The following is a 17948-nucleotide window of genomic DNA, read 5'->3' as shown; positions in this document are numbered from 1 at the left end:
GATACCGCGCCAAAAACGGCGGGTACTCAGAAACTGACCCGGCTGAATCCCCGGAGTTTTAGACCGATAAGTTATAAGGCGCGCCGTCAGACTTTTCCGCGGATCAACTGGCGCACGGCGAAACGGTTGGGATGGCAGGCCTCGGCAACCGTTCTGGGCAGGGGCAGCGGTTCGTTTTCGATCCATGCCGCGAGCAATTCACCCGACAGTGGCGCGGTGATCAAGCCGCGAGAACCGTGGCCGCTGTTGACGTAAAAACCCTCAAGCCAGGGGCAGGGAATGTCCGGTACTTGCCGGGCGTCCTTGCTCAGTACGGCGTAGGCGTCGACGAAGGCTGCTGGTTCGGCCAACGGGCCAACGATCGGCAGGTAGTCCGGGCTGGTGCAGCGGAACGCGGCGCGTCCTTCAAGCTGCTGCGGGTCCAGTGCCTGAGCATGCAGTCGCGTGGCCAGGTCAGGGGAGATTTCCTCGAGCAAGGCCAGGTTGCCGAGGTGTTCGGCGAGGGTTGGGGTCAGGTCATCGCTCTTGAAGTCGAAGCTGGCGCCGAGGGTGTGTTCGCCCAGTCGCGCCGGCGCCACGTAGCCTTCGGCGCAGACGACGGTGGCCAGGCTCTGGCTTTCAGGGGTTTGCGCCAGTCGGGTGATCTGGCCACGAATGCGTTTGAGGGGCAGCTCGGCGCTGTGTGGAAAACGCTTGATCTCGGCGGCGCCGGCGAGGATCACCACGGGGGCACTGGCCAGCAAATCATCACCGTCCCAGGCCTGCCACTGATCATCAACCTTGCGCAGTTCCAGTACGTCGCGATGGGGCAGCCACTGGATGTTCGCTGAGGACGCCTGCCAGTGGCACAACGCTGGCGGATGAACCCAGCCGCCTTCCGGGAAAAATAATCCGCCGTGGTCAAGGGCGATGCCGGCCCGAGTCTGGGCTTGCGGTTGATCGAGCAAGTGCACCAGGTCTGGCGAAAAGGCGGCGGCCAATTGCGCCTGACGCTCGGCTTCCTTGGCGTTGAAGGCCAGTTGCAAGACCCCGCAATCGTCCCAGTCGACGCCCCGTTGCAAATGTTCAAGCACGCGCCGGGTGTGACCGAAACCACTGACAATCAATTGCGACAACGCCGTGCCGTGGGCCGAAAGCTTGAGGTACAGCACGCCCTGAGGATTACCCGAGGCTTCCTGCGCCAGCGCATCGTGACGCTCCAGCAGACTCACTTGCCAGCCCCGCGCAGCCAGGCTGGCGGCGCTGGCGCAACCGGCCAGGCCAGCACCGATCACCAAGGCTCGACGTTCGCCAGTCAGCGGCGTCGGCCGCGCAAACCACGGTTTTGCCACGGTTGGCGGCGCGGCCTCTTGCGGCCAGCCGAGGAACACGCCCCGCAGGATCTCCCACTTGTGGCCGATGCCAGGCGTGCGCTTCATCTTGAAACCCGCCGCGTTCAGCAGACGGCGCACCCAGCCGGTGCTGGTAAACGTACTGATGGTCGAACCGGGCGCCGCCAGCCGGGCGAGTTCGGCAAACAGTTCGGCGGTCCACATGTCGGGGTTTTTCGCCGGGGCGAAGCCGTCGAGAAACCAGGCATCGATCTGCGCGTCCAGTTGCGGCAATTGTTCCAATGCATCACCGATCAAAAGGGTCAACGTCACGCGACCGTTATCCAGCACCAGGCGCTGGAAGCCTTGATGGATCGCCACGTACTGCGCAAGTAACTGATCGGCAAACGGCTTGAGCTCCGGCCATAGCGCAAGCGCCCGTTGCAGGTCCGGTGCACTCAGCGGGTACTTTTCTACACTGACAAAATGCAGCCGCGCACCGGCCACCGCGTGCTGTTCGAACAGCTGCCAGGCGCAAAGGAAGTTCAGCCCGGTGCCGAAACCGGTCTCGCCAATCACCAGTCGACCGCCGGCCGGTAATGCGGCGAAGCGTTCACGCAAAGCGTTCTGTTCGAGGAATACGTAGCGGGTTTCGTCCAGCCCCGACAGATCGGAAAAATACACATCGTTGAACACCCGCGAGCGCGGGAGCCCTTGGTCGTCCCAGTCGAGCTGGGCGTGGGGCAATACAGATTTCATGGCAGGCTCGGCAACGGCAAGGCGGCCATTCTAGCCGATCGCCGGGGCGGTGCTTGATCCATGGCAAGTGCCAGGCTGGGTGTGTCAGGGACAATCCCCACAAAAGCCTAAACCACAGGGAATTTTCTCTGCTGACTATCGGCCCAATCCGCTAGTCTTGCTCAATCCTGGAAGGAGCCGTCCCATGTTCGAATCTGCCGAAATCGGTCACGCCATCGACAAAGAAACCTACGACGCCGAAGAACCGGCCCTGCGTGAAGCCTTGCTCGAAGCGCAGTTCGAACTTCACCAGCAACGCCGCTTTCCGGTGATCGTTTTGATTAATGGCATCGAAGGCGCCGGCAAGGGCGAGACGGTCAAGTTGCTTAACGAATGGATGGACCCACGCCTGATCGAGGTCCGCACCTTCGATCAACAGACCGACGAAGAGCTGGCGCGACCACCGGCATGGCGCTACTGGCGGATGCTCCCGGCCACGGGTCGCATGGGGATTTTCTTCGGTAATTGGTACAGCCAGATGCTGCAAGGCCGGGTTCATGGCTTGTTCAACGATCCCAGACTCGATCAAAGCATCAACGCAGCCGAGCGGCTGGAGAAGATGCTGTGCGACGAAGGCGCGCTGATCTTCAAGTTCTGGTTCCATCTTTCCAAGAAACAAATGAAGGCACGCCTCAAGGCGCTGGCCGATGACCCGCTGCACAGCTGGCGCATCAGTCCGCTGGACTGGCAACAATCCGAAACGTACGACACATTCGTGAAATATGGCGAACGCATACTGCGCCGCACCAGCCGTGACTATGCGCCGTGGCATGTCATCGCCGGGATGGACCCGCGTTATCGGAGTCTGGTCGTGGGCAAAATTTTGCTCGAGGGTCTGCAAAGCGCTCTGAAACGGCCGAAAATTCACCCGGAAAAAGTCAGCGCCGCGCCAGTGTCCCCCAGCGTCGATCAGGTAAACCTGCTCGACAGCCTCGACTTGACCCTGCGCCTGGACAAGGACGATTACGAAGAACAGTTGATCACCGAGCAGGCGCGGTTTTCCGGGCTGATGCGCGACAAACGCATGCGTCGGCACGCCTTGATCGCGGTGTTTGAAGGCAACGATGCGGCGGGCAAAGGCGGGGCGATTCGCCGGGTTGCCGCTGCGCTGGACCCGCGTCAGTACAGCATCGTGCCGATCGCCGCGCCCACCGAAGAGGAACGGGCGCACCCGTATCTCTGGCGCTTCTGGCGACATTTACCGGCGCGCGGCAAATTCACTGTGTTCGACCGCTCCTGGTATGGCCGGGTGCTGGTAGAGCGCATCGAAGGCTTTTGCAGCTCGGCCGACTGGTTGCGCGCCTACAGCGAAATCAACGATTTCGAAGAGCAGATCGCCGATGCCGGGGTAATCGTGGTCAAGTTCTGGCTGGCTATCGACAAACAGACGCAACTGGAACGATTTGAAGAGCGCGAACAGATCCCCTTCAAACGCTTCAAAATCACCGAAGACGACTGGCGCAACCGCGATAAGTGGGAGGCCTACAGGGCTGCAGTCGGTGACATGGTCGACCGTACCAGCACCGAGATCTCGCCCTGGACCCTGGTGGAAGCCAATGACAAGCGCTGGGCGCGGGTCAAAGTCCTGCGCACCATCAACCATGCGCTGGAAGAAGCGTTCGAAAAGTCCGACAAACACGCCAGGAAAGCCAAAAAGAACAAGTAGCGAGCCGATGGTTACGCATACGCGGGGTGAATGATTGTCGCAGTCGGTAATTGGGTGGGCTTATGCTCAATCCACTCTCAACTGACAACAACAATGAGGTATGCCATGCGTGAAGTGGTGATCGTCGACAGCGTGCGGACCGGCCTGGCCAAATCCTTTCGCGGCAAGTTCAACCAGACCCGTCCGGACGACATGGCGGCTCACTGCATCAATGCGCTGCTCGAGCGCACTGGCATTGACCCGGCCAGCGTCGAGGATTGCATCGTCGGCGCCGGCTCCAACGAAGGCGGCCAGGGCTTCAACATCGGTCGCAACGTTGCGGTGCTGTCGCGCCTGGGGACTGGCACTGCCGGCATGACACTCAACCGTTTTTGCTCGTCGGGCTTGCAGGCGATTGCCATCGCCGCCAACCAGATCGCTTCGGGTTGCAGCGACATCATCGTCGCCGGTGGCGTCGAGTCCATCAGCCTGACCATGAAAAGTATCAACACTGACAACCTGATCAATCCGCTGCTTAAAGAGCAGGTGCCAGGCATTTATTTCCCGATGGGGCAGACGGCCGAAATCGTTGCACGTCGTTATAACGTCAGCCGCGAAGAACAGGACCTGTACGCCCTGCAAAGTCAGCAACGTACTGCTCAGGCTCAGGCCGCTGGATTGTTTGACGATGAGATCGTGCCGATGGCGGTGAAGTATCGCGTTGAAGACAAGGCCACCGGTCAGGTGCAGATCCTTGACGGCATCGTCGATCGCGACGACTGCAATCGCCCAGGCACCACCCTGGAAAGCTTGGCGGGATTGAAGCCGGTGTTTGCCGAAGACGGTTCGGTGACGGCGGGTAATTCTTCTCAGCTGTCCGATGGCGCGTCGATGACGCTGGTCATGAGCCTGGAAAAAGCCTTGGAATTGGGGTTGAAGCCGAAGGCATTTTTCCGTGGTTTCACCGTGGCCGGGTGCGAGCCGGATGAAATGGGCATCGGCCCGGTGTTCTCGGTTCCGAAGTTGCTCAAGGCCAAGGGTTTGCAGATTGCCGACATTGATCTGTGGGAACTCAACGAAGCCTTCGCGTCCCAGTGCCTGTACAGCCGCAATCGGCTGGAGATCGATAACGACAAGTACAACGTCAACGGCGGTTCGATTTCCATCGGTCATCCGTTCGGCATGACCGGTTCGCGTCAGGTCGGGCACCTTGTGCGTGAATTGCAGCGGCGTAATCTGCGTTACGGCATCGTCACCATGTGCGTGGGTGGCGGGATGGGGGCGACCGGGTTGTTTGAGGCGGTGCGTTAAATCCCCCAGTTTTTTGTTGTCTGATTAGCCGCTATCGCGAGCAAGCTCGCACCCACAGGGATCTTGTGTGTGACAGAGATCGAGTGTGGGAGCGAGCCTGCTCGCGAATGGAGGCTCCGCGGCCTATAGGCTCATACGCAAAAGCAGCATCCGCTCGATGTAAGCTTGTACCTCACGCGCCAATTTCTCCGGGTTTTCAAACGGCCCCTCCAGGGTGTTTTCCCGGGTGCTGAAATATAACTCCCCATTCACACGACACACCCGGTCACAGCGAAAGTGCGTGGCGGGGGCATTGTCCTGGGCGCGCATGCCGTACATGGCGATCTCCTGAGTGATGTTCCTGCGAGCGAATTCAATGAGCTTATGCATGAACCATTTGCAACGCCTGGCCAGCCGATCGACGGCATAGCGCCAATTTAATGGTGCGACCCGCACAGTTTCATTCGCGGCCAGCGGCGAACTGTCCCTGTGTGCCGAACAACGCTAAGCCTAGAATGACCTTTCTCGCCACTTGGCTTCGGGGTTCGCCATGCACATTTCATCGGGTCGCTGGGTTTACGGTCTGTTCCTGGCCTTGGTGACCGCGTTACTGTGGGGAATCCTGCCGATCAAACTCAAGCAAGTACTGCTGGTGATGGACCCGGTGACGGTGACCTGGTTTCGCTTGATCGTGTCCGGCGGGTGCCTGTTCATTTACTTGGCGGCGACCAGGCGCCTGCCGAGTCGCAAAGTGCTCGGCCCGCGCGGAGGCTGGTTGGTGTTGATGGCGGTGCTCGGCCTGGTGGGCAACTACGTGCTGTACCTGATGGGCCTGAACCTGCTCAGCCCCGGCACCGCGCAACTGGTGGTGCAGATGGGGCCGATCATGTTGCTGATCGCCAGTCTGTTTGTGTTCAAGGAACGATTCAGCGTGGGGCAGGGGATTGGCCTGCTGGTGCTGCTGATCGGCTTCGCGCTGTTTTTCAATCAGCGCTTGGCCGAGTTGCTCACCTCGCTGACCGATTACACCGCCGGTGTGCTGCTGGTGCTGTTGGCGTCCACGGTCTGGACCTTCTACGCCTTGGGACAGAAGCAATTGCTCACGGTGTGGAATTCGCTCCAGGTAATGATGGTGATCTACCTGTTCTGCGCGTTGTTGCTGACGCCGTGGGTGCATCCGCTGGAAGCGCTGCAACTGAGTCCGCTGCAAGGCTGGCTACTGCTGGCGTGCTGCATGAATACTTTGATCGCCTATGGCGCGTTTGCCGAGGCACTGGCCCATTGGGAGGCGTCGCGGGTCAGTGCGACGCTGGCGATTACGCCGTTGGTGACGTTCGCTGCGGTGGCCGTGGCGGCGTGGTTGTGGCCGGAGTATGTGCATGCCGAGACAATCAATGGTCTGGGTTATGGCGGGGCGGTGCTGGTGGTGCTTGGGTCGGCGTTGGTGGCGTTAGGGCCGTCGCTCATCGCCGGTCTCAAGGCACGGCGGGTTCGGATGGCCGCAGGTTAAACCGCGTCATCGTTCTTCGCGGGCAAGCCACGCTCCTACGGGTTTTGTGTCGATACCGGATATTGTGATCGACACAAAACCTGTAGATACTCTGTTCACGGTCAAGCTTTCGCGAGATGTTTTTCGCTAAAAAGCTTGGCCGTATCAAATTCTTCGCCGGAGCGCATGCAAGCCCATAAACCCGTCAGGTACTTGCGCATCACTGCTCCGATGGCTTGCATTTTCTTCTTGCCCCGAGCCACCAGAGCTTCGTAGAAGGCTTTCACGTTCTCATCGCAACGGATTGCCGTCATTGCCGGCATGAACATCGCTGCGCGTAAGTAGGCGTTGCCACATTTCGACATTCGGCCAGGGCGGTTCACACTTGTTCCTGACTGGGTCAATCTCACGTCCAGCCCCGCATAACGGCTCACCTGTGCCGATTTGAGCGTTACAGGTAGCGTCGTCAACTCAGCCAGTGCAGCAATCGCTGAAGCCTCTCCCACGCCGGGTGCCGCCATCATGCAGCGAAACTGCAAGGTCAGGTTCGGGCACTTGGCGATGGCGTCGCGCGCAGCCTTTTTCAAACGGTCAACGCGTATATCCAATGCAGCAATCGCGTCTTTCTCATCTGCGATTAGCAACTCAATACTCGTATCTGTCGCTTGTAGCGCATGCAGCTCATTCTTGGCTCTGGTCCGATGGCCAATCAGTCGATTGATATGACGGCCAATCGCACGCAGCATCATTTGATCCGCCGTAGGCGGGACCCAAAGCCTGGGTGCCATGCGCTCGCCATATTCAGCCAGCAACTGCGCATCGATCTGGTCAGTCTTGCTGTTTTGCAACATCAACTTGGCAAAGTTGTGGAAGCTTTTTGGGTTGATCACCGAGACCGGTAAGCCGGCGGCATGCAACTCCAACGCAAGATCCAGGTAGTAAATACCGGTGGCCTCCATGACCACGCTCAGCGGTTTGAGGCCCATCATCTTATTCACCGCGGCCTTACGACCCTTGGGCGTGTGCTGAATGTCCCACTGGCCGACTGTTTTGCCGTTCTGCCGCCATCCCATGGCAGACGTTTTGGCACCAATGTCTATGCCGACATGAGTATTCATGCTTTTCACTTCCCTGACTTTAGGTAAGATTGCTTCCGGTTCCCCCGACCTCGAACTTCATGCCACTGCAACCTTGTAATGCGAAGTCCGACTTGTCGGCTTCTCGATACTCTTCGTGGTGGGCAATGAGGCGGGGGGGCCTCTCTACAGACAAGGTCAGGAGCAAATCCTGCCTTCAGGAGCGATCGGCCTCCCCCAGAAACGCACTTGCTGTTGAATGAATCCTTGAGCGTAACCTCTCTCGCTGGAGTCAGGGTCAACATACAAGGAGCGAGGCTTGCCCGCGAAGACTGACTGTCAGGCGCTACAAAACTCAGCCCTTGGCGCCAGCCTCCAGCATATTCTCCGGCCTTACCCAGGCATCAAACTCTTCATCTGTCAGGTACCCAAGTTGCAACGCCGCCTCACGCAAGGTCAGCCCTTCGGCGTAAGCCTTTTTGGCGATCTCCGCCGATTTGTCATAACCAATGTGCGGATTCAGCGCCGTCACCAGCATCAACCCACGCTCCAGGTGTTCAGCCATTTTCTCTGCATCCGGTTCCAGGCCAGCAATGCAATGCTGTTGGAAGTTGCTGCAGCCATCGCCCAACAGACGGATCGATTGCAGCAGGTTGTGGATGATCACCGGTTTGAACACGTTCAATTGCAAATGGCCCTGACTCGCTGCAAAACCAATGGCCACGTCGTTGCCCAAGACCTGACAAGCCAGCATCGATAGCGCTTCGCACTGAGTCGGATTGACCTTGCCCGGCATGATCGAACTGCCCGGTTCGTTGGCTGGCAGTTTCACTTCGGCAAAGCCTGCTCGCGGTCCGGAGCCCAGCAGGCGCAGGTCGTTGGCGATTTTCATCAGGGTCACGGCAAGGGTTTTCAACGCGCCGGACAGTGTCGTCAGCGGTTCATGGCCAGCCAGGGCGGCAAACTTATTTGGTGCGGTGACGAACGGCAGGCCGGAGAGGGCGGCCAACTCGGCCGCGATAGCTTCGCCGAAACCATGGGGCGAATTCAGCCCAGTGCCGACCGCGGTGCCACCCTGGGCCAGTTCACACACGGGCGGCAGTGCGCTGCGGATCGCCCGCTCGGCGTAATCCAGTTGCGCGATGAACGCGGAGAGTTCCTGACCGAAGGTCATCGGCGTTGCGTCCATCATGTGGGTCCGACCGGTCTTGACCAGTTTCATGTGCCGCGCAGACAACTCCGCCAACCCGCCCGACAGTTCTCCGATCGCTGGCAGCAATTGTTGCTGCACCGCCTGAACCGTGGCGATGTGCATGGCAGTCGGGAAGCAGTCGTTGGAGCTTTGAGAGCGATTGACGTGATCGTTAGGGTGAACCGGTGACTTGCCGCCGCGAGGGTTACCGGCCAGTTCATTGGCGCGTCCGGCGATCACTTCGTTGACGTTCATATTGCTCTGAGTGCCGCTGCCGGTCTGCCAGACCACCAGCGGGAACTGGTCGTCGTGGCTGCCGTCGAGCACTTCGTCGGCGGCCTGTTCAATCAGCCGGGCGATGTCGGCGGGCAGGTCACCGTTGCGGTCATTGACCCGCGCCGCGGCTTTCTTGATCAGTGCCAGGGCATGCAGCACCGCCAGCGGCATGCGTTCGTTGCCGATGGCGAAGTTAATCAGCGAGCGTTGCGTCTGAGCGCCCCAGTAGGCTTCATCCGGGACTTCAACCTGGCCAAGGCTGTCGGTTTCGATACGGCTCATCGTGCGCACTCCTGTAGGTCTGATCGCAGTTTAGGCCGTCATCGCCGGCCGTGGTTCCATCAGTCTGGAATTTGACCGTTCAACCCCTCTAAATCAGGCCCGACAAGGCTTGGGGTTGAGCGACACACTTTTTTAGGCGCAGAATGGTCGCCCTTGGGGTTTTACCTCGCCTGCTAGAAAAGGAAACTCGATGACTCGTCTTCGTGCCATCTGTACCGCGGTTGCACTGGTTTGCGCCAGCGGCCCTGTTTTTGCCGATACCGCCAGCCACAACGCCAGTGCCGAGGCTTTCCTGACCCTGGCGCACGCTGACAAATTGGGCACCCCGGTGTACATGCAAGTGCAGCAAATGTTCGCTCAGCGCTTTGAACAGACCAAAGCCCCCGAGTCAAAAAAAGCCCTGCTGGAAACTTACCAGGCCAAAGCCAACGCCGCGCTGGACCAAGCCATTGGCTGGAACAAGCTGAAGCCGGACATGGTCAAGCTCTACACCACCAACTTCAGCGAATCCGAGCTGAAAGACCTGGTCGCGTTCTACAAATCGCCACTGGGCAAGAAAGTCCTGGAAAAAATGCCGCAGCTGACTCAGCAATCGGCCCAGATGACTCAAGCCAAGCTGGAAAGCGCAGTGCCTGTAGTCAACAAACTGCTGGCTGACATGACGGCCGAGCTGGAGCCTAAAGGCGCCGCCGCTCCAGCCAAGAAAAAGCCTTAAGCGGAGTTCGGTATGACCATGCAACAACGCATCGAATCGACGCTGGGCCTGTTGCAGCCGCAGCATCTGCAAGTGCTGGATGAAAGCCACCTGCACAGCCGTGGGTTGCAGACCCACTTCAAGGCCGTGGTGGTCAGCCAGCAGTTCGAAGGGCTCAACCGGGTCAAGCGTCACCAAAAAGTCTACGGCACGCTCGGCGAGCTGATGGGCGAATTCCATGCGTTGGCGCTGCATACCTACACACCAGAGGAATGGGCACAGATCGACGCGGCTCCGGCCTCGCCGACCTGTGCTGGCGGCAGGTAGGAGCGAGGCTTGCCCGCGAAGGCGTATTCAAGATCGCCTTCGCCGGCAAGCCGTGCTCCTACAGAGAAACATTTATTTTTGCTAGAATCCGCAACGCGCCGCTCACCCGGCGCGTTTTTTTTCGCATCCGGTTCACCCCTTACGAGGGTAGCCACCTGGAGAATCACCCATGACACAACAGATTGTCGTGGCGGCACTGTATAAGTTCGTCACTCTGGAAGATTACGTCGCCCTGCGCGAGCCGCTGCTGCAAGCAATGGTCGACAACGGCATCAAAGGCACGCTGCTGATCGCCGAAGAAGGCATCAACGGCACCGTGTCCGGCAGCCGCGAAGGCATCGACGGGCTGATGGCCTGGCTCAAGAACGACCCACGCATGGACGACATCGACCACAAAGAGTCGTACTGCGACGACCAGCCGTTCTATCGCACCAAAGTCAAACTCAAGAAAGAAATCGTCACCCTCGGCGTTGAAGGCGTGGACCCGAACAAAAAGGTCGGCACCTACGTCGATCCAGAGAACTGGAACGCCCTGATCAGCGATCCTGAAGTGCTGTTGATCGACACCCGCAACGACTACGAAGTCTCGATCGGCACCTTTGAAGGTGCCATCGACCCGAAGACCACCAGCTTTCGCGAGTTCCCCGACTACATCAAAGCCCACTTCGACCCGGCCGTGCACAAGAAAGTCGCGATGTTCTGCACCGGCGGCATTCGTTGTGAAAAGGCCTCGAGCTACATGCTCAGCCAGGGCTTCGACGAGGTTTATCACCTCAAGGGCGGCATTCTGAAGTACCTCGAAGAGGTGCCGCAGGAAGAAACCAAATGGCAGGGCGACTGCTTCGTGTTCGATAACCGCGTGACCGTTCGCCACGACCTCAGCGAAGGCGACTACGATCAATGTCATGCCTGTCGTACACCGATCAGCGTCGAAGACCGCGCGTCCGAGCACTATGTGGCCGGCATCAGTTGCCCGCATTGCTGGGATACGCTGAGCGAGAAAACCCGTCGCAGTGCCACTGATCGGCAAAAGCAGATTGAACTGGCCAAGGCTCGCAACCTGCCTCATCCGATCGGCTACAACTACAAGCAAACCCCTTCCGAGGCTTGAATCATGTCTGCACAACGCCTGCTCTATGTGATGGACCCGATGTGTTCCTGGTGCTGGGGCTTTGCACCGGTGGCCAACGCGCTGGTCGAGCAGGCGCAGGCGGCGGGTGTGGACGTGCACTTGGTGGTGGGTGGTTTGCGCACCGGCAGTGGTTCGGCGCTGGAGCCGACCACCCGACGCTATATCCTTGAGCATTGGCAGGCGGTCACTGAGGCTACGGGCCAACCATTCAAGCTGGAAGGCGCATTGCCCGACGGGTTTGTCTACGACACCGAACCTGCCTGTCGGGCACTGGTGACTGCGCGCAGCCTGGCGCCGGATTGCGCGTGGAAACTGCTTGGGCTGATCCAGCACGCGTTTTACGCCGAAGGTCGCGATGTCACCCACGCCAGTGTTCTGGTGGAGCTGGCGGAGCAGGCCGGTCTACCGCGCATCGAGTTCGCCGCTGCGTTCGACCGTGCCGATCAGCACGCCGCGACGGCTGCCGATTTCACCTGGGTCCAGGACCTGGGCATTGCCGGTTTCCCTACATTGCTGGCTGAGCGTGATGGTCAATTGGCACTGTTGACCAATGGCTATCAGCCGCTCAGCGTATTGTCTCCGTTGCTCGGCCGCTGGCTGGAGCGCGCCGCCTGTGCATGATCTGCCCGACGACGCCCCAACCGCTACACGTGTCGACCGTCTGAGCTGGGTGGAAATCCGCCGCCTGGCGCTGCATCACAAGAAATCCCTGTGGATTGCCAACGGCGTGGCGGTGCTGGCAACCCTGTGCAGCGTGCCGATCCCCTTGCTCTTGCCGTTGCTGGTCGACGAAGTGCTGCTGGGCCACGGCGACACCGCGCTGAAGATCATGAACCACACGTTGCCCGAAAACTGGCAGAAAGCCGCGGGTTACATCGGCCTTATGTTGCTGGTGACGCTGGGTCTGCGTTGCGCCGCTTTGCTGTTCAACGTCGTACAGGCGCGGTTGTTCGCGGCGCTGGCCAAGGACATCGTGTACCGCATTCGCCTGCGGCTGATCGACCGGCTCAAGCGTATTTCGCTGAGTGAATATGAAAGCCTGGGCAGCGGCACGGTCACTACCCACCTAGTGACCGACCTGGACACACTGGACAAATTCGTTGGCGAAACCCTCAGTCGTTTCCTCGTGGCCATGCTGACCCTGGTCGGCACCGCCTCCATCCTGATGTGGATGCACTGGAAGCTGGCGTTGCTGATTCTGTTGTTCAACCCGTTGGTGATCTACGCCACGGTGCAGTTGGGCAAGCGGGTCAAACACCTGAAGAAACTCGAGAACGACAGCACCTCGCGCTTCACCCAGGCACTCACCGAAACCCTCGATTCCATTCAGGAAGTGCGCGCCGGAAACCGTCAGGGCTTTTTCCTCGGGCGCCTGGGTCAGCGCGCCCGCGAAGTACGCGATTACGCGGTGATCTCGCAGTGGAAAACCGATGCCTCGAACCGTGCCAGCGGCTTGCTGTTCCAGTTCGGTATCGACATTTTTCGTGCGGTGGCGATGCTCACGGTATTGTTTTCCGACCTGTCCATCGGCCAGATGCTCGCGGTGTTCAGCTACCTGTGGTTCATGATCGGACCGGTGGAACAACTGCTGAATCTGCAATACGCCTACTACGCCGCTGGCGGTGCGCTGTCGCGGATCAACGAGTTACTGGCCCGGGCCGATGAGCCTGAGTATCCGGGCGGAGTGGACCCGTTCAACGGTCGCAAAACCGTTGGCATCGAAGTCCAGGGATTGAGTTTCGGCTACGGCGACGAACTGGTGTTGAATCAGATGGACCTGTCGATCGCCCCCGGTGAAAAAGTCGCGATCGTCGGTGCCAGCGGCGGTGGCAAAAGTACCCTGGTGCAGTTGCTGCTGGGCTTGTACACGCCGCTCGCCGGGACGATCCGTTTCGGCGGCTCGACCCAGCAGGAAATCGGTCTGGAAACCGTTCGGGAAAATGTCGCCGTGGTCCTGCAACACCCGGCACTGTTCAACGATACCGTCCGCGCCAACCTGACCATGGGGCGTGAGCGCAGCGACGAGGCCTGCTGGCAAGCGCTGGAAATCGCGCAACTGCACCAGACTGTTCGAGAGCTGCCCAACGGCCTGGACAGTATCGTCGGCCGTTCCGGTGTGCGCTTGTCCGGCGGCCAGCGTCAACGCCTGGCGATTGCGCGGATGGTGCTGGCCGACCCTAAAGTGGTGATCCTCGACGAGGCCACCTCAGCGCTGGATGCCGCCACCGAATACAACCTGCACCAGGCGCTGGCGCGGTTCTTGAGCAACCGCACCACATTGATCATTGCGCACCGATTGTCAGCCGTGAAGCAGGCCGACCGGGTGCTGGTGTTCGATGGAGGGCAGATCGCCGAGGATGGCGACCATCAGCAACTGATTGCCGATGGTGGGTTGTACGCCAAGCTTTATGGGCATTTGCAACAATTGCAGGTCAACCCCAAAGCACCTTGAGTGCGTTGGCTGCTCCATCGTGACCGAACTCTTTCAGCACCACTGAACACGACTCACAAGGGCGCATCGTCGTCGCTACGTCGACGGGGCGGATCTGCGACAAGTCGGGATATTTCTTACGAATCGCAGCGATCAGCTTGCTTTCGCTGTCCAGCGAAGTCGGTCTGATCGTCTGTGCCGGTTTATAGGTGTTGATGTCCTTGATCGTCAGGGGACCGGCCACTATCTTGCCCTCGGAAGTGACCTCAAGGGACGTTCTGGGGTAAGCCTGATCAAAATCAATGTTGAAGTACGTCGTATCACCCATACGGACCTGATTGCCGCCCAGATGCTGGAACAACGGCAAACGGGTGGTGGTGCGCTGGGCTCCGGAAACACTGACGTAGACCTCCCGACTCCCCGAAACGGTCGTCACGTCGGCGAAGGCGATGTTTCTGGCATTGAGCGCACGTTCGCGCAGGGGCAACAGCCGTTGCAGTTTCTGCATCGCTCTGTCGATCCGCAACGCGGCGGCATTGGCGGGATTGCTGGTCGGCGACTGGAACAGCGTATCGAAGACAGTGGCTGTTCTTTCCCGGAAGGCTTGCGGCGCTCCGGTGCTGCGTGTCCAGGAACTCGCTCCTTCCGGTAATCGGGTGACGATCATTCGTGTCGAGTTGTCGAACATCAACGCCTCACCCGGGCTGGTGTCCACTCTCAGCCAGTTCATGTTGTCGGGCGGCGTCGTCGTGACGCCGAGGGGGATGGCGATGTCATCCATGGTTTTCATGGCGCGTTCAACGGCCTCGACCCCGTGAATGCGCGCGACGTTGTTGGCATTCAGCGAGCCGGTGTACACCACTATCAGTTCGTTTTTCAGTTCGTCGGCAAGGGTATCTGCTTTCTTGAGGGACAGCAGGCCGTCTTACAGACTCTGGCCCGCGCCGCGTTCGGCCACGTAAAAGTCTCCCGCGTTGAGGCGTGTAAACACATAGTGTTTCGAGCCGTCCCTGGACGGGCAGATAATCGCGCCCACCTGAAAAGTATCGTCAAGACCCTGCTCCGGCACGTTGACTTTGACGCGTGCATAAATGCCCTTGCGAAATTCGATGGTCGAGGTGAGGTGATCGCGTTTGGCAAAGGAGGCCGCTTTCATCGGGGCGCGGCCGCCGGCCGGGGTGTAAATCGTGTCACCGAACCAGAGCGCCCAGCCTTTGGTGTCGTCGAATCGCTCGGCGGGAAGCGGAGGGGCCGCCGGCGGCCTCGTGACGAAACTCGTGGTGCATACCGCTCCAGGGGCGCGACGCACTCGGCATGGCAGCGCCGTGTATCCGACCTCCACAAGGTCAGCGCGGCGTAACGTGTTTTCGTGCAGTCTATAGGGCACGTCATCAAGCAGCAGCGTTGTCCTGCCATCAACTTCGAGCAGTTCTCGCGCCCGGACGTTTTCCGGCAGTTCGACGAGCACGTGATCGCCGCTGGTTTCCAGGCTCCGGTAATGAGATCGACCTCGTATCAGTTCATCGTTTTTCAATGCCGGCCCGTAAGGTCTGGACGTCTTCGGGTCCAGCAGACGGTAGTGGGGTTCAGCACCCGTGCGAATCTGACGCACGGGCACATCATCGACCCCTTTGAACGTGACCAACTCATCCGTGGCTGCCAGCGGCCTCCATCGTCCAGCGTCCTGGGTATCCGGCAGGCTGCGCAGCACGTCATACCGGGCGGCTTTGCCGATCAGCATCTTGGACCTGAAGATGCCGGACCTGCCTAATTTGACGATGGCTTTACCCAGTGGATGCAACAGTTGCGGAAGCCCATCAAGGGGCAAAAGTGCTCGTAGGCTGGATGTCAGCAAACGCTTTGTCAGCGTTCCAAACGTGTTCAGACGAGCGAAAACCGTAAACTGGCCTCCCGCTCTCAGTAACGCCACGGAGCCGGAAGCAAACTTGCCGAGGGGCAGCAAGAACGCGACCAGGTCAGCAAACACGCCGAACACACCGTTGATGACTCGGCGGCGATCCCCGGAGGCCAGGTCTTCGATGCTGTTCCAGAACGGAACGAAAATTTTCACAAGGTCGAGGATTTTTTTATCTTGCGCTTCTTTGCGTTCGAATACGGTTTGCCCGTTAGCGGCCTTTCTCAGCGCCTTGGGGTCGACATATAGAAGCTCAGTCGCGATCAGGTGGCTGATGGCTTTCGTTCGCTCCGACGACAATGTAGTGGGAGCGTTCTGTGCGCTTGAAGACCCGGAGGCTGTGGCCGGTAGCGTGTCCCCCAGCTTTTCGATGATGGCCTGGCAAGACGCATTGCTCTTCGGGACGGTCCCCGATGAGTGAGCGTCCCAGTCGAATGGCAGGTCTTTATGGCGAAGTGGGGAGACAGGAATAAAATGGAATTGGGCAATTTCCAGGGGGGCGAGACTCTTATTTTTCTGTCCTCCAGCAGCATTTTCTGGGGAGTAACGGTGCGGCCGTCATTCTCGGTAATGGTCCAGGTTTTCTTATTGTCGAATTGGCCCGAGGCGTAAATATCAACGAAGCTGTAATAGTCGTACTCTTTGCCTCTGAGCACGGGAGTGTCGCGAAAACCATTCGGGTCGAGAAAGATTTTCCAGGCAAGTTTTTTCCCGTCGGAACTGAAGCTGCCTTTGCCAAAGATGCGTTCCACCTGCGCTTTCGCCATATCGAGCCGGCTTGGGGGGTGCTGATCAAGTTGCAGGACGGCTTTCGTCAGTTCGTCCGTGTGCCGGTCGAGGCAGCACAGCGCGTGTTCAATCTCATCATCCGAATAATTCCCATCGTCGCGATGAGCTACTTCACCCTGGGTTATCGCCCAGGCAAGGGCCGGATCAATCCTTGTCAGGGTAAGGAGTTCCAGTTGTTCGGGCGACGCCTCCCTCGAGGTCTCGATCGGCAGATTGACCAACTGCTGGAATGTCATCTGGTCCAACGCTTGCGCATCTGTCGCCTGAATAAGGTTCACGCCGTTGACAAAATTCACCCAAACGACAGAACCGCAGTATCGAAGCGTGGGCGGAATGTCTCTGACGCGAAATTCGCTCGGAAATCGGGGCAGAAACAACCGCGAAATGATGACGGCTTCTTTTTCCGAGGCTGCCCGTCCGGACTTGATCAGATGGACTACAAATTCGGACTCGATGGTCTGATAGCTTTTTCCCTGGATCGAGGCGGTCCGCAAGTCGTAACCGGCTACGCAGACGGGGGATTCACTGTCGGGCCGGTTCAGCCAAAGCTGTAAGGCCCGGGCGGTCAATTGGGTGCGGATGGTGGGTGATGTTTCCTCACCCTGATTGCCTCCGTACCAATCAATGGCCTTTAAAAGTGAACGGCCCAGCGTTTCGGCTTCGGCGGTTTGTAGAATCCTCTGTAAAAAAACAGTGGGTGTTGCCTTGATCTGCTCGATAGTCCGCGACGAAAGAACATGTCCGGCGAGATAACTAAAGGGTGAGGAGGTTTTTTCCGGTAAAAAATCCTGAACGGCAAGGATCACTTCTTCCCGGATGATCCGGTCGTGCAGTGCATGCACATCCACGCGGTCGGGATTGGCGGACACTCGTTTGACACTTTCGAACAGCGCCAGGTCTTGTGGGGGCGGGCCTCGCCTCAACTGTAAAAGGTCATTGCCACTCTCGAGCTTTAAAGCGGCCGCCGCCCGCCATTCTTCCAGCTCGTTTACCGATAAACCCAAAGGGTTGCTATGTCGACGTTCGGCCGGCAAGGCGTCGTGTTGCGCCATTTGACCTTGAGGTTGTTGTGATGCGGTTACTTCAGGGGGAATGGAAGTCATATCAATTGGCATCTTCAGGTAGGAAAGGCGCCAGTCTTGAGCACCTGAAGCTGCTTGTGGCGGTACATAGTTATTACGGGTCGCGGTTTTTGCACTCCAAGCGTCGAGCTGTCCCCCAGTGCGCGTTGTCTGCGCCGCTGCCAATTGAAATTGCCGGACGCGATCTGTCCGCTTGCCGGGAGCGAAAACGCCCCCTAGT

General features: G+C 59.1%; 15 protein-coding genes. 8 read left to right on the top strand and 7 right to left on the bottom strand.

Features of this window, described 5'->3' with window-relative positions; genetic code table 11:
* Nucleotides 1–86 precede the first annotated feature (86 nt).
* A complete protein-coding gene (gene mnmC, locus ACYZT7_RS23855) occupies nt 87–2069 on the bottom strand; it encodes a bifunctional tRNA (5-methylaminomethyl-2-thiouridine)(34)-methyltransferase MnmC2/FAD-dependent 5-carboxymethylaminomethyl-2-thiouridine(34) oxidoreductase MnmC1 (RefSeq protein WP_462038465.1) in 1983 nt (660 codons plus the stop codon).
* Nucleotides 2070–2253: 184 nt separating this feature from the next.
* Here mnmC and pap point away from each other — a divergent pair, with 184 nt between their 5' ends.
* Entirely contained in the window at nt 2254–3774 is a 1521-nt protein-coding gene (gene pap / locus ACYZT7_RS23850; protein ID WP_462038464.1) for a polyphosphate:AMP phosphotransferase, read from the top strand.
* Nucleotides 3775–3879: 105 nt separating this feature from the next.
* Entirely contained in the window at nt 3880–5064 is a 1185-nt protein-coding gene (locus ACYZT7_RS23845) for a thiolase family protein (RefSeq protein ID WP_347803780.1), read from the top strand.
* 123 nt (nt 5065–5187) lie between these two features.
* On the opposite strand, the gene ACYZT7_RS23840 is transcribed toward ACYZT7_RS23845, so the two are convergent.
* Nucleotides 5188–5382, bottom strand: coding sequence for a DUF6316 family protein (locus ACYZT7_RS23840; protein WP_462038463.1), 195 nt, complete (start codon nt 5380–5382; stop codon nt 5188–5190).
* A 211-nt stretch (nt 5383–5593) separates the two neighbouring features.
* Here ACYZT7_RS23840 and ACYZT7_RS23835 point away from each other — a divergent pair, with 211 nt between their 5' ends.
* The gene (locus ACYZT7_RS23835) at nt 5594–6553 is read left to right on the top strand and encodes a DMT family transporter (protein WP_462038462.1); all 960 of its coding nucleotides are present in this window, start codon (nt 5594–5596) and stop codon (nt 6551–6553) included.
* A gap of 101 nt (nt 6554–6654) precedes the next feature.
* Here ACYZT7_RS23835 and ACYZT7_RS23830 read toward each other — a convergent pair whose 3' ends face one another.
* Both ACYZT7_RS23830 and ACYZT7_RS23825 read right to left on the bottom strand, forming a co-directional pair.
* Nucleotides 6655–7650: an IS110 family RNA-guided transposase gene (locus ACYZT7_RS23830; RefSeq protein WP_462030744.1), complete on the bottom strand. Its 996-nt coding sequence runs from the start codon at nt 7648–7650 to the stop codon at nt 6655–6657.
* 313 nt (nt 7651–7963) lie between these two features.
* Nucleotides 7964–9358: a class II fumarate hydratase gene (locus ACYZT7_RS23825; RefSeq protein WP_462038461.1), complete on the bottom strand. Its 1395-nt coding sequence runs from the start codon at nt 9356–9358 to the stop codon at nt 7964–7966.
* A gap of 190 nt (nt 9359–9548) precedes the next feature.
* Between ACYZT7_RS23825 and ACYZT7_RS23820 the strand changes: the two genes are divergently transcribed.
* The 5 genes from ACYZT7_RS23820 to ACYZT7_RS23800 all read left to right on the top strand — a co-directional run bounded on the left by ACYZT7_RS23820 (nt 9549) and on the right by ACYZT7_RS23800 (nt 13963).
* Nucleotides 9549–10073, top strand: coding sequence for a DUF2059 domain-containing protein (locus ACYZT7_RS23820; protein WP_109633752.1), 525 nt, complete (start codon nt 9549–9551; stop codon nt 10071–10073).
* Between the two features lie 12 nt (nt 10074–10085).
* Nucleotides 10086–10379: a BolA family protein gene (locus ACYZT7_RS23815; protein ID WP_462038460.1), complete on the top strand. Its 294-nt coding sequence runs from the start codon at nt 10086–10088 to the stop codon at nt 10377–10379.
* A 169-nt stretch (nt 10380–10548) separates the two neighbouring features.
* On the top strand, nt 10549–11490 hold the full coding sequence (trhO, locus tag ACYZT7_RS23810) for an oxygen-dependent tRNA uridine(34) hydroxylase TrhO (RefSeq protein WP_462038459.1): 942 nt from the start codon (nt 10549–10551) through the stop codon (nt 11488–11490).
* 39 nt (nt 11491–11529) lie between these two features.
* Nucleotides 11530–12132 (top strand): DsbA family protein, encoded by a 603-nt coding sequence (locus tag ACYZT7_RS23805; protein WP_177338865.1) that lies wholly within the window; start codon nt 11530–11532, stop codon nt 12130–12132.
* On the top strand, nt 12125–13963 hold the full coding sequence (locus tag ACYZT7_RS23800; RefSeq protein ID WP_462038458.1) for an ABC transporter ATP-binding protein: 1839 nt from the start codon (nt 12125–12127) through the stop codon (nt 13961–13963). The genes ACYZT7_RS23805 and ACYZT7_RS23800 overlap by 8 nt, the downstream gene beginning before the upstream one ends.
* Here ACYZT7_RS23800 and ACYZT7_RS23795 read toward each other — a convergent pair.
* The 3 genes from ACYZT7_RS23795 to ACYZT7_RS23785 form a co-directional block, all read right to left on the bottom strand.
* The gene (locus tag ACYZT7_RS23795) at nt 13944–14804 is read right to left on the bottom strand and encodes a hypothetical protein (protein ID WP_462038457.1); all 861 of its coding nucleotides are present in this window, start codon (nt 14802–14804) and stop codon (nt 13944–13946) included. The two genes, ACYZT7_RS23800 and ACYZT7_RS23795, sit on opposite strands and share 20 nt — an antisense overlap.
* Nucleotides 14805–14867: 63 nt before the next feature.
* Nucleotides 14868–16157 (bottom strand): hypothetical protein, encoded by a 1290-nt coding sequence (locus tag ACYZT7_RS23790; RefSeq protein ID WP_462038456.1) that lies wholly within the window; start codon nt 16155–16157, stop codon nt 14868–14870.
* Entirely contained in the window at nt 16121–17893 is a 1773-nt protein-coding gene (locus ACYZT7_RS23785; RefSeq protein WP_462038455.1) for a hypothetical protein, read from the bottom strand. The genes ACYZT7_RS23790 and ACYZT7_RS23785 overlap by 37 nt, the downstream gene beginning before the upstream one ends.
* Between the last annotated feature and the right edge of the window lie 55 nt (nt 17894–17948).

It is taken from the genome of Pseudomonas sp. RT4P38, assembly GCF_054897765.1.
Note: the sequence above shows the minus strand (reverse complement) of the source record. Positions and strands in the feature narration are given on the sequence as shown.

Bases quoted from the DNA above. Each gene is read 5' to 3' on its own strand.
- mnmC (WP_462038465.1), bottom strand. From the start codon at position 2,069: ATGAAATCTGTATTGCCCCACGCCCAGCTCGACTGGGACGACCAAGGG.
- ACYZT7_RS23805 (WP_177338865.1), top strand. From the start codon at position 11,530: ATGTGTTCCTGGTGCTGGGGCTTTGCACCGGTGGCCAACGCGCTGGTC.
- ACYZT7_RS23840 (WP_462038463.1), bottom strand. From the start codon at position 5,382: ATGTACGGCATGCGCGCCCAGGACAATGCCCCCGCCACGCACTTTCGC.
- ACYZT7_RS23825 (WP_462038461.1), bottom strand. From the start codon at position 9,358: ATGAGCCGTATCGAAACCGACAGCCTTGGCCAGGTTGAAGTCCCGGAT.
- pap (WP_462038464.1), top strand. From the start codon at position 2,254: ATGTTCGAATCTGCCGAAATCGGTCACGCCATCGACAAAGAAACCTAC.
- ACYZT7_RS23820 (WP_109633752.1), top strand. From the start codon at position 9,549: ATGACTCGTCTTCGTGCCATCTGTACCGCGGTTGCACTGGTTTGCGCC.
- ACYZT7_RS23845 (WP_347803780.1), top strand. From the start codon at position 3,880: ATGCGTGAAGTGGTGATCGTCGACAGCGTGCGGACCGGCCTGGCCAAA.
- ACYZT7_RS23815 (WP_462038460.1), top strand. From the start codon at position 10,086: ATGACCATGCAACAACGCATCGAATCGACGCTGGGCCTGTTGCAGCCG.
- ACYZT7_RS23830 (WP_462030744.1), bottom strand. From the start codon at position 7,650: ATGAATACTCATGTCGGCATAGACATTGGTGCCAAAACGTCTGCCATG.
- ACYZT7_RS23835 (WP_462038462.1), top strand. From the start codon at position 5,594: ATGCACATTTCATCGGGTCGCTGGGTTTACGGTCTGTTCCTGGCCTTG.
- trhO (WP_462038459.1), top strand. From the start codon at position 10,549: ATGACACAACAGATTGTCGTGGCGGCACTGTATAAGTTCGTCACTCTG.